Source organism: Roseateles sp. AC306, assembly GCF_979253795.1.
In genome coordinates this window covers 191,506-204,105 of the sequence record NZ_CEEDEB010000010.1, presented here as the reverse complement: position 1 = coordinate 204,105, position 12,600 = coordinate 191,506, and the positions used below count along the sequence as shown (strand labels likewise).

Genomic DNA, 12,600 nt, shown 5'->3' with positions numbered 1-12,600 from the left:
ACGATGCTCACCTCTCAACACCTGACCCCGAGAACTCCAATGAACCGCTTTGCTGCCTTTGCCGTTTCCTTCGCTGCTGCCACCCTGCTGAGCGCCTGCGTCTTCGCGCCGCCGGCCAGCTCGATTCCCGCGGACTCTCAGGCCATCACCAAGATGAGCGAGAACGCCGTTACCACCTGCGGCGCCGGCAACGTCAGGGAAGTCAACGCGAAGAGCTTCAGCTGCAAGTGAAGCCCGGGGGCCAATCGCTCAGCGTCTTGATTGAAGACGCGTAGACAGAAGGCGCGGCCGCGCGTTGTGACTCCATGAAATCACTTCTCCTGGCCTGCACCCTTCTGAGCCTTCTGGCCCTTGCCGGATGTGCGACCCACGCCGAGGTCGACGCCACGTGCTCGACCCACCCCGGCGGCGCCTGCTACGCCGGCCCGGGTGGCCCGCGTAGCAGGGCCTGGCGGCGCGTTGTACGCAGGCCCCGGTGGACCCTTGTATGCCGGCCCTGGCGGCGCTTGCTACGCGGGGCCAGGTGGTGCCTGCAGCGCCGCTTCAGGTCCTGGCAGCTGCCCTCCGGTCTGTGCACCGGCCGCCTCGTCACACAAGCCCTGAGCGGCAGCCAATGATTCGATATCTGCCCAAGGCGCTTGCCTTGGCGGGCGCCCTCGCGCTCGGCAGTGCTGCCGCCATCGAGCCTCTTCCCGAAGCCGAGATTCCCGCGCTGCTGCAGGCGCGCATCGACGACGCCGGCGGCTCGGGCATGGTGGTGGGCATCATCGACCGGCAGGGCCGGCGCTTCTACAGCGTCGGCACGGACCGGCGCGGCGGCAGGAAGCGAGTCGACGAGCACACGCTGTTCGAGATCGGCTCGGTCACCAAAGTATTCACGTCGCTGTTGCTGGCAGACATGGTGGTCAAGGGCGAAGTCGCACTCGACGACCCGGTGCAGAAATACCTGCCGTCTGATGTGACGGTGCCGGAGCGAGACGGCCAGGCAGTCCGCCTGGTGGACCTGTCCACGCACCGGTCTGGCCTGCCACGCGACTTCGACGGTGCCCACGCACTCGAGTCGTTCGCGAAGCAAGCTCCTGGCGTGCCGCAGCTCTACGCGCTCGTCTCAAGTTCCTCGCTGGCTTCCAGGCCAGGTACGAAGCTCAGCTATTCCAACGTCGGCCCGAGCCTGCTCGGCTTTGCACTGGCGAATCGCGAAGGCCGGCCCTACGAGTCGTCGATGCAGGCGCGCGTCCTCGCACCGCTGGGCATGCAGGACACCCATTTCCTGGATGACGTTTCGCGCCAGCGCCTGCCGCAGGGCTACGTCGGCTCGGTCCCTCATCCGCTGATGTCCCACATTGCCGCCTACAGGCCGGCCGGTGGACTGCTTTCTTCTGCGGATGAGCTTCTGAAGCTGCTCAGCGCTGCGCTCGGACTGACACCCACGCCGCTGGACCCGGCACTTGCCCTCATGAGAAAGCCGGATCAAGTCCAAGCCGGCCTTCGCCTTGGTTGGCTCACCGTGCGGCTTCGCCACGGTTCGGAAATCTGGGCCCACGGGGGCAACACCTTCGGCTTTTCGAGCGCAGTGGCGTTCGACGCGTTGAACGATCGGGCCGTCGTGGTGCTCGCCAATGGCAGGATCAATTCCCCAATCGACATTGCCCACACCCTCCTCAACCGCAAGTTCCAGCTGGATGACCCCAAGGGTCCACCGCCCGCCTTCAGGCAGATGCTCGAGGACTCCGGCTATCGCCAGGTGACGTCGGCCTACCGCGCCATGCGCGCCCGCGAGGCCAAGTTCGCGCTGAAGGAAGACATCGTCAACATCTGGGGCCTCGGCCTGCTGCACGACGGCCGCAAGCGGGAAGCCATCGCGCTACTGGCCTTCAACGTCCAGCAATATCCGAACAGCGCGAATGCGCATGACAGCCTCGCCGAGGCTTACGAGAAATCTGGCAACAAGACCGCGGCCATCGCGAGCTACCGCCAGGCGCTGGTGCTCGACCCCAAGGTGGAAAGCGCCATTGAGCGGCTGAAGGTGCTGGCGCCGGCTGAGACGGGGCGCTGACACCTTCTCAGGCCTTCAGGAACTCCGCCTTCGTCCCCAGCCAGCGCGCCACCTGTCGTCGCGCCGCCTCAGGGTGCTCGTCCAGCAGCTGCGGCGCGAGCGCGCGGGCGGCGACGAGCAGGGGTGCGTCCTCCTGCAGGTCGGCAAAGCGCAGCAGCTCGGCGCCGCTCTGGCGCGAGCCCATGAACTCGCCTGGCCCGCGGATGTCCAGGTCGCGGCGGGCGATCTCGAAGCCGTCAGTCGTCTCGGCCATGGCCTTGAGCCGCGCCTTGCCGGTGTCGGACAGCGGCGGGCTGTAGATCAGCACGCAGACGCTGGCCTTGGAGCCGCGCCCCACCCGGCCGCGCAGCTGGTGCAGCTGCGCCAGGCCGAAGCGCTCGGCATGTTCGATGACCATCAGGCTGGCGTTGGGCACATCCACGCCGACCTCGATGACCGTGGTGGCCACCAGCACGCTCGTCGCGCCGCTGGAGAACTGCGCCATCACGGCTGCCTTCTCGCCCGAGGCCATGCGGCCGTGCAGCAGGCCGACGGGCGTGCCGGCCAGCGTCTCGCTCAGTTCCGCATGCGTCTCGGTCGCATTGCGCAGGTCCACGGCCTCGCTCTCTTCCACGAGTGGACAGACCCAGTAGACCTGGGCGCCGTCGGCCACCGCCATGCGGATCTTGTCGACCACGTCGTGGCGCTTGGACTCGGTGAACACCTTGGTGACGATGGGGCTGCGGCCGGGCGGCAGCTCGTCGATGGTGGAGACGTCCAGGTCGGCGAAGTAGGTCATGGCCAAGGTGCGCGGAATCGGTGTCGCGCTCATCATCAGCAGGTGTGGTTCGAGGTCCATGGCCTTGAGCTTGTTGCGCAAGGCCAGACGCTGCGCCACGCCGAAGCGATGCTGCTCGTCAATGATCGCCAGGCCCAGCCGCGCGAACTTGACCTTGTCCTCGATGACGGCATGCGTGCCGATGACGAGTTGGGCCTCGCCCGACGCGGCGGCGTCCAGCATCTTCTGCCGCGCCTTGCCCTTCACGCTGCCGGTGAGCCACGCGACCTTCAGCCCCAGCGGCTCCAGCCAGCCGATCAGCTTGCGGAAATGCTGTTCGGCCAGGATCTCGGTGGGCGCCATCAGCGCGCACTGCCAGCCGGCGTCGATGGCGACTGCGGCGGCCAGCGCGGCCACCACCGTCTTGCCCGAGCCCACGTCGCCCTGCAGCAGCCGGTGCGTGGGCTGGGGCCGGGCCAGGTCTTGCGCAATCTCTTCGGACACGCGTTGCTGCGCACCGGTCAGCTGGAAGGGCAGCGCCGCCAGCAGCTTCTCGTGCAGGCCGCCAGGCCGGGCGCGCAAGGCCGGCGCCGCCAGCAGCGCACGCTCGCGCTGGGCCTGCAGCTGCGACAGCTGCTGGGCCAGCAACTCTTCGAACTTGAGCCGCTGCCAGGCCGGGTGGCTGTGGTCGTGCAGGGCTTCCTGGGACGCGTCGGGCGGCGGGTGGTGCAGGTAGTGCAGCGCGTCCTTCAGCGGCGGCAGCCCACGCGGCACAACGCCGGCCGGCAGCAGCTCGCGCAGGTCCGCCCGCGCCAGCCCCGAGGCCACGGCCTTGCGCAGATAGGCCTGCGGCAGCTGCGCCGAGGCGGGGTAGACGGGTGTGAGGGAGGCGGCAAGCGGCGTGTCTTCGTCCACCACCTTGACGACCGGGTGCACCATCTCGCGCCCGAAGAAGCCGACCCGCGCCTCGCCGCGGATGCGCAGCCGCGTGGCCGCCGACATCTGCCTTTGCTGCGCCGGGTAGAAGTTCAGGAAGCGCAGCAGCAAGGTACCGGACTCGTCCTTCACCCGCACCAGCAGCTGGCGACGGCTGCGCATCTCGATCTGGCAATCGGTGACGACGCCTTCCACCTGCGCGGGCTCGTTCTCGCGCAAGGCCGCGATGGGCAGGACGCGCGTCTCGTCCTCGTAGCGCATCGGCAGGTGCAGGGCCAGGTCGATGTCGCGCAGCAGGCCGAGCTTTTCCATCGCCTTCTGCGGGGCGGATTTGGTGGGTGCTTTGCTCGCTGCGGCGCTGGCCTCTGGCATGCGGCGGATTGTGGCGGCGACAACTTGCACAGATCAAAACTCGATTTCATTCGTTGGCCTCCGGGAGGCGCCGGCTTACCGTGCGCGCCTTTATTTCCGGAGCCTCGTTCCATGCGTTCTTCCCTGCTTGCCCTCATCGCCATCGGCTTTGCCGCGTCCGCCCACGCCGCCCCGCCCGCGCAGGCCGTCGACGGCGTCCTCGTCGGCCCCAACGGCCTGTCGCTCTACACCTTCGACCGCGACGCCGAGAACAAGAGCAACTGCAACGACCGCTGCGCCACCAACTGGCCGCCGCTGCCGGCCGCCGCCGACGCCAAGGCCGAAGGCGACTGGACCGTCGTGACCCGCGACGACGGCAGCAAGCAGTGGGCCTACAAGGGCAAGCCGGTCTACGGCTGGGTCAAGGACAGCAAGCCCGGCGACCGCACGGGCGACAACGTCAACCAGGTCTGGCACTTGGCCAAACCCTGAGCTTTCTCGCAGGGGCTGAGACAATCCCGGCCCCATGCCTGAGCTGACCGTTGCCGACTTCGATTTCGACCTCCCGCCCGAGCTGATCGCCCAGCATCCGGCGCCTGAGCGCAGTGCCTCGCGGCTGCTGGACGCCAGCGGCAAGGAGCCGGTGGACCGGGTGTTCCGGGAGCTGCCGGACCTGCTCGCGCCCGGCGACCTGCTGGTGTTCAACAACACCCGCGTCATCAAGGCGCGTCTGTTTGGCGTCAAGGCGACCGGCGGCTCCGTCGAGGCGCTGGTCGAGCGAGTGCTGCCTGGCACGCAAGAGGTCTGGATGCACCTGCGCGCCAGCAAGAGCCCCAAGCCCGGCGGCCGCGTGCGCTTTGCCGACGCCTTCGACGCCGAGGTGCTGGGCCGCTGCGGGCCGGACAACGGCCTCTTCCATCTGCGCTTTGCCGGCGACCCGTTCGCGCTGCTGGAGGCCCACGGCCATGTGCCGCTGCCGCCCTACATCGCCCATGCAGACGATGCCGACGACGAGCGCCGTTACCAGACCGTCTTCGCCAAGGAGCCCGGCGCCGTCGCCGCGCCCACCGCAGCCCTGCACTTCGACGAGGCGCTGCTGGCGCGCCTGGCCGAGCGTGGCGTCAGCACTGCGCATGTGACGCTGCACGTCGGCGCCGGCACCTTCCAGCCGGTGCGTGTCGAGACGCTGGCCGAGCACAAGATGCACAGCGAATGGTTCGAGGTGCCGCAGTCGACAGTCGCGGCAGTAGCCGCCTGCAAGGCCCGTGGCGGCCGTGTGGTGGCGGTGGGCACGACGACGCTGCGCGCGCTGGAATCGGCGGCCCGGGGTGGGCAGCTCGAAGCCGGTGCCCGCGAGACCGACATCTTCATCACGCCGGGCTTCGCCTTCCGCGTCGTCGACCGGCTGGTGACCAACTTCCACCTGCCCAAGAGCACGCTGATGATGCTGGTCAGCGCGCTGGCCGGCCATGAGCTCGTCATGGCCCTCTACCGCCATGCCATTCAACAGCGCTACCGCTTCTTCAGCTACGGCGACGCGATGCTGCTGACGCGCCGCTAGAGGCTGAGGTGTCGGTGGCCGCGCTCAGCCCGGCACCACCATCCGCGCCTTCTTCAGCCACTTGGCCAGGCACAGGCACAGCAGCTCCGGCTCGATCGGCTTGGCGAGATAGTCCGTCATGCCCGCCGCCATGCAGTTCTCGCGTTCGCCGGGCAGCGAGTTGGCCGTCAGCGCAATGATGGGCACGGTGACGTAGCCCGGCAGCTTGCGCACCAGGCGCGTGGCCTGCAGGCCGTCCATGCCGGGCATCTGCACGTCCATGAAGATGGCGTCGAACTGGCGCCGGCCGAGCTGGGACAGCGCCTGCTCGGCGTCGTCCGCCACCATGCACTCCACGCCGTGGGCGCGCAGCAGCTCGGCGGCGACGAGCTGGTTGATCTCGTTGTCTTCCACCACCAGCACGGTGCCGTCGAACTGGTCCAGATCGTCGCAACGGGGGGCGTCGGCCCGCGCATCGGCATCGCCCCAGGGCCGGGCCTTGACGACGGCGTCGTGCAGGGTGTCCAGCAGCGTGGACGGCGTCACCGGCTTTTGCAGCAGGCCGTCCAGCACATGGCCGTCCATGGCCGCCTCGACGATTTCGCGGTCGTAGGCCGAAACCATGATGAAGGACGCCTCGGACAGCGGCTCGGACTCGCGCAGCGCATCGATGACCTGGAAGCCGTCGAGGTCGGGCATGCGCCAGTCGACCACGGCGACCTTGAACTTCTCGCCGCCGGCCTGCACGGCCCGGGCGATGTCCAGCGCCTTGTGGCCGGAGTCGGCCTCGTGCACATCCATGCCGAAGGAGCGCAGCATGGCACCCATGGTGAGGCGCGCGGTGAAGTTGTCGTCGACGACGAGCGCCTTGAGGCCGCGCAGCGAGGCGCGCGCGTCCAGCATCTTGCCGGCGCGGGGCAGGTCCTGCTGGCTTTCCGCGGCCAGGGCGACGGTGAAGCTGAAGCTGCTGCCGGCGCCCTCTTCGCTGTGGGCCTGCAGCGTGCCGCCCATCAGCTGCACGATGCGCTGGCTGATGGCCAGGCCCAGGCCGGTGCCGCCGTACTTGCGGCTGGTTGACGAGTCGGCCTGCGTGAAGGCGGAGAAAAGCTTGTTGCAGACGGCCTTGGACATGCCGATGCCGGTGTCTTCCACGGAGAAGCCGATGACGGTGGCATCGCTCTGGTCGCCACCCAGCCTGGCGCTGATGCAGACCTCCCCCGCCGACGTGAACTTGACGGCATTGCTGCCGAGATTGAGCAGCACCTGCTTGAGCCGCATCGCATCGCCGCGCAGCAGGCGCGGGATGCCGTCGTCGCGGCGGATGATGATCTCCACCGGCTTGTCGGCCACCTGCACGTTCAGCACGGTGGCCACCTCGTCGAGCACCCGGTCCAGCTCGAAGGACGCGGCCTCCAGCTCCATCTTGCCGGCCTCGACCTTGGAGAGGTCCAGCACGTCGTTGAGCAGGCGCAGCAGCGACTTGCCGGCGGCCTGGAGCTTCTCCAGGTAGTCGCGCTGGCGGCCGCTCAGGTCGGTGCGCAGGACGATGTGCGACAGCCCGAGGATGGCATTCATCGGCGTGCGGATCTCGTGGCTCATGTTGGCCAGGAAATCGGCCTTGGCCTGGGCCGCCGCTTCGGCCGACAGCTTGGCCTGGCGCAGATTGTCGCGGCCGGTCGAGAGCTTGGCGGTCATGGCGCGCAGCGCGTTCTGCAGGTTGCCGAGTTCGTCGTCCCGCGCTGAAGGCGGCGTGGCCGAAAGGTCGCCGCCCGCCACACGGGTGGCCAGCGCCAGGCATTCGCCCACGGGCGTGAGGATGGATCGCAAGGCCTTGGCGTAGCCGATGGCGGCGCCGACGAGGGCCAGCAAGGCAAGCGCGACCAGCGCCTGCGCGCCGGTGCTGCGGGTCTGCTCGAACGAGGCCATGGCCGACGTGGCCTGCTCTCGGCTGACCCGCACCGTGACATCGACGGCGCGGCGGTGGCTTTCGTAGGCGCGCTGCGCCTTGTCCAGCGCCACGCGGGCCGACACCTCGTCCACCGCAGCCATGGCGGCCAGCACGCGGTGGGCTTCGGCAAAGATCTCCGCGCTGGTGCGGGCCAGGTCGCCGGCGATCAACGGCCGCAGCGCCTGCGGCCCGTGCCCGGACCAGTACCGGCTCTCCTGCTGGTTCTCGCGCTCCAGTCGCGCCAATGCGGCCTGCGCGGTGCCCACGGGCACCGAGCCTTCGACGGCCTGCGACAGCAACAGCCGCGTCTCGATCAGGTAGAGCGGCGGCGGCAGGGCATTGGCCAGCACGGCCGAGGATTCATGCGCCGTGCTGGCGTTGCGTGCCAGCGCGTTGAAGCTCCACAGCGAGAAGGCCAGCACGGCCAGCGCCGCGCCACCGGCAACGAGGCCGATGAAGTAGAGCGAGGAACGAAGTGTCTTGAACATGAGTGCCTCCCCAGGCAGGTCTAGCTTTGAGCCGCGCGACGCAGCAACGCGATGAAGGCGTCGGGGTCGGTGATGGGCTTTTGCACGTGGTGCACGGCCTGCGGTACACCGCCACGCTGCGCGAGCTGCTTCGCATCCAGGCTGGACACGGCCACCAGCACCTGCGGGCGGCCGCCCTCCTCCCGGGACAGCTGGCGCAGCAGCTCGATGCCGTCCATCTTGGGCATCTGAATGTCCGTCAGCACGACCTGCGGGCGCAACTCGCCGATGGCCAGCAGACCCAGGAAACCGTTCTCGACGGCCTGGATGACAGCTCCCGGAAAGGCTTCCTCGGCCAGAGCGACCAGCAGGTCGCGGTCATCGGGGTTGTCGTCGGCGATGACGACCCTGAGCGGCTCCGTGGCTTCTGCGGCTCCTGCGGTATCTGCGGTGACCGGCCCGGCCGGCTGTTGGGTGTCGAAGAGCGCGTCGGCGCTCGCCGCGTCGATGCGGCGGTGGCCGCCAAGCGTCTTCCAGGCCGGCAGCTGGCCGGCGTCGACCCAACGCTGCACGGTGGGAATCGAGACCCCCATGCGTTTGGCAACGTGAGCGGTCGAGTAGGACCGGGGCGACGTGGTGATGGGATTGCGGGGCACGCTATGACTTCCTTGGTGCGATGGCTTTGAGGTCGACGTCGCCACGGGCATAGGCGGCCAGGGCGTCCAGCACCTCGGCATGCTGGGTCGTGAACCGCTGGGCGAGCCGGGCGAGCCGGGCCGCGTCGGCGCCCTCGTCTGTGGCGGCTTGAAGAGCCAGGGCAGTGGCTGACAGACCGTCTGCGCCCAGCGTGCCCGCCGTGGAGGCGATGTCGTGGGCGAGCTTGCGGACGGCGTCCAGATCGCCGCTGTTCACGGCGGCCTGCAGCTTGCGTGCGTCATCCGCCCGCGTCTCCAGGAAGCGCCGGGCGATGCGGTCGTAAAGGGCGATGCGGCCGAGGCAACGGCGCAGACCGGTCTCAAAAGAGACGGCGGCCACTTGTGTCACGCCGTCGTTCATCTCCTGCTCCTGGCCTGGGTCTGACGGCGCCGCGGCTCCGTGGCGCGTGCAGATGGGATGAATCGCATGGCCTCCATTGTGAAACCGCGCGCCTTCAATTTGTTTGTTTTGTTTGTCTTCTGCGTGATTTGTTCACTATGTTTGTTTTATTCATATTTGTACTATTTCTCCATCGAACGACACCCAGGAGACGACATGGCCCAGCACCCCGACATCCCCGCCGACCAGCGCCACGCCCAGGAGGTGCTGACCTTCCTGGTGGGTGGTGAGAACTACGCCGTCGAGTTGCTGCAGGTGCAGGAGATCCGCAGCTTCGAGGCGCCAACGCGCCTGGCCAATGCGGCCCGCAGCGTTCGCGGCTTGCTGGACCTGCGCGGCACCATCGTCACCGTCGTCGACCTGCGCACCGTGCTGGGCTCGGACGACAGCATCGGCGCGGCCACCGCGACCGTCATCCTGACCCTGGGCGGCCGCACCTTCGGCCTTGTGGTGGACGCCGTCGACGACGTCGTCAGCCTGAAGACCGCCGACATCCAGCGCCCGCCCAGCCTGGGCATGACGACCCGCCTGGTGCAGGGCCTCATCACCGTGGCGGGGTCGCAAGCCGGCACGCAGCGGACCCTGCAGCTGCTGGACACCCAGGCCCTGATGGCCACCTTTGCACCCGCGTCGCTGGAAGCTGTGTAAGCGACCCGCCCCCGTCTGTCATCCAAGGAACACACCATGAACTTCCTGAGCAACCTGACCGTGCGCGGCAAGCTGACCGTCGCCTTCTCCTGCGTCCTGGCCCTGATGGCCCTGCTGGGCGCGCTGGCGTGGATGCAGATGTCCAGCATGTACGACCAGACCGAAAAAATCATCGTTTACCGCATCTCCGGGCTGCGCGACAGCGGCCGCATGGCCAACGCCGCCACGCGGGTGCGCACCCGTGAGTACCGCGTCGCCGTCAGCACCGGGCAGCACCTCACCGACGCCATCGAGAAGCACAAGGACGGCATGCAGGTGTTCGAGCAGGCCCGCAAGGACTACGCGGAGTTCCTGCTCGACAGCAACGAGAAGGCGCTCTACGAGACGGCGATGCAGGCATGGACCGCCTATGTCGCCGCCACCGACAAGTCGCTCGAAATGGCCAAGGCCGGCAAGCAGGAGGAAGCCATCGCAGCGGTCGCCAACTCCTCCAAGGCTTTTGACGGCGTGCAGCAGGCGCTGACCGCCTTGGTCAAGTTCAACGACGACGGCGCCAAGGGCGATGCGGGTGCCGCCAAGGCGCTGTTCCACGACAGCGGCATCTACCTCTCGGTGACGCTCGCTGCCGCCGCCGGCTTGGCCGTGCTGCTGGGCCTGATCATCTCCAAGGCCATCACCACGCCGCTGAACGAGGCCGTACGCATCGCCGAGGCCGTCGCCGGCGGCGACCTGTCGCAGACCATCCGTGCCCAGGGCAAGGACGAGATCGCCCAGCTCGCCCAGGCGCTGTCGGCCATGGTCGACAAGCTGCGCACCATCGTCACGGACGTGCGCCAGGGCGTGGAGTCAGTGACGACGGCCGCCACGCAGATCTCCGCCGGCAATGCCGACCTGAGCCAGCGCACCGAGGAACAAGCGGCCAATCTGCAGCAGACTGCGGCGTCGATGGAGGAGCTGACGTCCACCGTGCGCCAGAACGCCGACAACGCCCGTGCCGCCGCCCAGCTGGCGCAGAACGCCCGGGAAGTCGCCAGCCGTGGCGGCAGCGTGGTGGGCAATGTCGTCGCCACCATGGACCAGATCACCGACAGCTCCAAGCGCATCTCCGACATCATCGGCACCATCGACGGCATCGCCTTCCAGACCAACATCCTGGCGCTGAACGCCGCCGTGGAAGCCGCCCGTGCCGGTGAGCAGGGCCGGGGCTTTGCGGTCGTCGCCGGTGAGGTGCGCACGCTGGCCCAGCGCAGCGCCCAGGCGGCCAAGGAGATCAAGGTGCTGATCCAGCAGAGCGTCGAGAAGGTCGACGCCGGCTCGCGCCTCGTCAACGAGGCCGGGCAGACGATGACCGACATCGTCAACCAGGTGCAGCGGGTCAACGACCTCGTCGGCGAGATCAGCTCGGCCAGCCACGAGCAGACGCAGGGCATCGAGCAGGTGGGCGACGCGGTCGCGCAGCTGGACCAGGTGACGCAGCAGAACGCCGCGCTGGTGGAGGAATCGGCCGCTGCCGCCGAGAGCATGAAGCAGCAGGCGCAACGCCTGGCCGAGACGGTGGCCGTGTTCAACGTGGGCGACCGGGCTGCGACGCAGGCCCGGGCGCAAGCCAGCATCCGCAAGCCGGCCCGCCCGGTCTCGGTGCCGGCAGCGAAGGCAAAGCCGGCGGCGGCCCCGGTCAAGGGCCGTGCAGTGCCGGCCGCCACGATGCAGCCAGCCATGGCCGGCGCTCGCGGGGGAGACGACGACTGGGCCGCCTTCTAAGGCCGGCCCTCGGGGTCAGCGCCGCCGCTGGCCCAGCCGCGCCAGCCCGGCGAGCCCGCACAGCATCAGCAGCCAGGTCGAGGGTTCCGGGATGGCGGAGGGGAAGGGGTTCGCATAGTTGAAACCGGTGCTGGCGCTCAGCGCGGTGAAGCCCGCGACCGGATTGCCGAGTGAGTCGCGCACATCCTGAAAACCGCCCCAGGCCAGGGTGTTGCCAAAGTCGGCCAGGCCAACGGCCTGCGCCATGCCACCGCGCGCCTGAGCACCGAGGACCGAGGTGCGCACCTCTCCTTCGATGCCGACCGACAGGGTCTCGCCGCTGGCGAAGCTGAAGCTCATCGAATGCTGGCCCAGTGGATCGCCGCCACACCTGAACAGCCCGTCATTGAAGCTGGTGAAGCTGTTGCAGCCGCCCGAAAGCCGCACGTCGCCCAGGATGCCGCTGGCGCCGCTCACCACCATCCGCGCGGTCCAGCTCACCGTCACCTCGCCATTGCCCGGGATGGCCGGGTCCAGCGAGCCGGCGACTTCGGCCGCGCCGCTCAGCAAGGCATGGACGGAGAAGTTGGCCGAGCCCTGCAGCATGCCAACGGCGCCGGGCGCGCCAATGGTGAAGCTGTCGCCGAAGCCGCCACTGGCCATCGCGTGTGCACTGAAGGCGGAGCTATAGAAGGGCTGGGCGTCTTCGATCAGGCCGCGAGCGCTGGCCAGCAGGTGCACGCCGCCCATGTCGGCGCGTGCCGTTGCCTTTGAATACACCAGCGTGTGGGATTCGAAGGGCGCCTCATCGGGTATCGGATCGTAGGGAACCAGGCGTGATCCCTGGTGCTCGGACTGGGCCTCGACCGGCGCCTTGCCGCCCATGAAGTACTTTTGTTCGCCGGAGGGGCCGGGAGTGCCGCTGGCCGAGGTGCGAGCGACGAAGTCGGCGGCACTGGCCGGGGCGGACGCGAAGACGGCCGCAGTGAGGGCCGCCAGCAGCGGCAGAGCAAAGGTGATTCGACGCATATGCGCTCCTTGAGTGACCCTTGCAGATGCGTC

11 protein-coding genes are annotated in these 12,600 nt (G+C 68.6%); 6 read left to right on the top strand and 5 right to left on the bottom strand.

Going from position 1 to position 12,600, the window contains the following annotated elements; translation table 11 throughout:
* The first annotated feature begins 39 nt into the window (after positions 1-39).
* Together AC0IZJ_RS19570 and AC0IZJ_RS19565 are read left to right on the top strand one after the other, a co-directional pair.
* Positions 40-231: a hypothetical protein gene (locus tag AC0IZJ_RS19570; protein WP_471852994.1), complete on the top strand. Its 192-nt coding sequence runs from the start codon at positions 40-42 to the stop codon at positions 229-231.
* A gap of 382 nt (positions 232-613) precedes the next feature.
* Complete coding sequence (locus AC0IZJ_RS19565) at positions 614-2,056, top strand: serine hydrolase (protein WP_471852992.1); 1,443 nt, start codon at positions 614-616, stop codon at positions 2,054-2,056.
* Positions 2,057-2,063: 7 nt separating this feature from the next.
* On the opposite strand, the gene recG is transcribed toward AC0IZJ_RS19565, so the two are convergent.
* Positions 2,064-4,121 carry an ATP-dependent DNA helicase RecG gene (recG, locus tag AC0IZJ_RS19560; protein WP_471852991.1) on the bottom strand — a complete coding sequence of 686 codons (2,058 nt, stop codon included), beginning with the start codon at positions 4,119-4,121 and terminating at the stop codon, positions 2,064-2,066.
* A 111-nt stretch (positions 4,122-4,232) separates the two neighbouring features.
* Here recG and AC0IZJ_RS19555 point away from each other — a divergent pair, with 111 nt between their 5' ends.
* On the top strand, positions 4,233-4,592 hold the full coding sequence (locus AC0IZJ_RS19555) for a COG4315 family predicted lipoprotein (RefSeq protein WP_471852990.1): 360 nt from the start codon (positions 4,233-4,235) through the stop codon (positions 4,590-4,592).
* A 34-nt stretch (positions 4,593-4,626) separates the two neighbouring features.
* Positions 4,627-5,661: a tRNA preQ1(34) S-adenosylmethionine ribosyltransferase-isomerase QueA gene (queA, locus tag AC0IZJ_RS19550; RefSeq protein ID WP_471852989.1), complete on the top strand. Its 1,035-nt coding sequence runs from the start codon at positions 4,627-4,629 to the stop codon at positions 5,659-5,661.
* A 24-nt stretch (positions 5,662-5,685) separates the two neighbouring features.
* Here the strand turns inward: queA and AC0IZJ_RS19545 are convergent, their stop codons facing one another.
* Genes AC0IZJ_RS19545 through AC0IZJ_RS19535 form a run of 3 tightly spaced genes read right to left on the bottom strand, consistent with a single transcriptional unit; the run spans position 5,686 to position 9,111 of the window.
* The gene (locus AC0IZJ_RS19545; RefSeq protein ID WP_471852988.1) at positions 5,686-8,076 is read right to left on the bottom strand and encodes a hybrid sensor histidine kinase/response regulator; all 2,391 of its coding nucleotides are present in this window, start codon (positions 8,074-8,076) and stop codon (positions 5,686-5,688) included.
* Positions 8,077-8,096: 20 nt separating this feature from the next.
* Complete coding sequence (locus tag AC0IZJ_RS19540) at positions 8,097-8,711, bottom strand: response regulator (protein WP_471852987.1); 615 nt, start codon at positions 8,709-8,711, stop codon at positions 8,097-8,099.
* Position 8,712: 1 nt separating this feature from the next.
* Positions 8,713-9,111: an Hpt domain-containing protein gene (locus tag AC0IZJ_RS19535; protein ID WP_471852986.1), complete on the bottom strand. Its 399-nt coding sequence runs from the start codon at positions 9,109-9,111 to the stop codon at positions 8,713-8,715.
* Positions 9,112-9,306: 195 nt separating this feature from the next.
* Between AC0IZJ_RS19535 and AC0IZJ_RS19530 the strand changes: the two genes are divergently transcribed.
* Positions 9,307-9,798, top strand: a complete 492-nt coding sequence (locus AC0IZJ_RS19530; protein WP_471852984.1) for a chemotaxis protein CheW — start codon at positions 9,307-9,309, stop codon at positions 9,796-9,798.
* A 36-nt stretch (positions 9,799-9,834) separates the two neighbouring features.
* Positions 9,835-11,559, top strand: a complete 1,725-nt coding sequence (locus AC0IZJ_RS19525; protein WP_471852983.1) for a methyl-accepting chemotaxis protein — start codon at positions 9,835-9,837, stop codon at positions 11,557-11,559.
* Positions 11,560-11,574: 15 nt separating this feature from the next.
* On the opposite strand, the gene AC0IZJ_RS19520 is transcribed toward AC0IZJ_RS19525, so the two are convergent.
* Positions 11,575-12,567, bottom strand: a complete 993-nt coding sequence (locus tag AC0IZJ_RS19520) for a PEP-CTERM sorting domain-containing protein (protein ID WP_471852982.1) — start codon at positions 12,565-12,567, stop codon at positions 11,575-11,577.
* Positions 12,568-12,600: the final 33 nt, after the last annotated feature.

Coding starts and splice junctions, on each gene's coding strand:
- AC0IZJ_RS19530 (WP_471852984.1), top strand. CDS start 9,307: ATGGCCCAGCACCCCGACATCCCCGCCGACCAGCGCCACGCCCAGGAG.
- AC0IZJ_RS19565 (WP_471852992.1), top strand. CDS start 614: ATGATTCGATATCTGCCCAAGGCGCTTGCCTTGGCGGGCGCCCTCGCG.
- recG (WP_471852991.1), bottom strand. CDS start 4,121: ATGCCAGAGGCCAGCGCCGCAGCGAGCAAAGCACCCACCAAATCCGCC.
- AC0IZJ_RS19520 (WP_471852982.1), bottom strand. CDS start 12,567: ATGCGTCGAATCACCTTTGCTCTGCCGCTGCTGGCGGCCCTCACTGCG.
- AC0IZJ_RS19545 (WP_471852988.1), bottom strand. CDS start 8,076: ATGTTCAAGACACTTCGTTCCTCGCTCTACTTCATCGGCCTCGTTGCC.
- AC0IZJ_RS19525 (WP_471852983.1), top strand. CDS start 9,835: ATGAACTTCCTGAGCAACCTGACCGTGCGCGGCAAGCTGACCGTCGCC.
- AC0IZJ_RS19535 (WP_471852986.1), bottom strand. CDS start 9,111: ATGAACGACGGCGTGACACAAGTGGCCGCCGTCTCTTTTGAGACCGGT.
- AC0IZJ_RS19555 (WP_471852990.1), top strand. CDS start 4,233: ATGCGTTCTTCCCTGCTTGCCCTCATCGCCATCGGCTTTGCCGCGTCC.
- queA (WP_471852989.1), top strand. CDS start 4,627: ATGCCTGAGCTGACCGTTGCCGACTTCGATTTCGACCTCCCGCCCGAG.
- AC0IZJ_RS19570 (WP_471852994.1), top strand. CDS start 40: ATGAACCGCTTTGCTGCCTTTGCCGTTTCCTTCGCTGCTGCCACCCTG.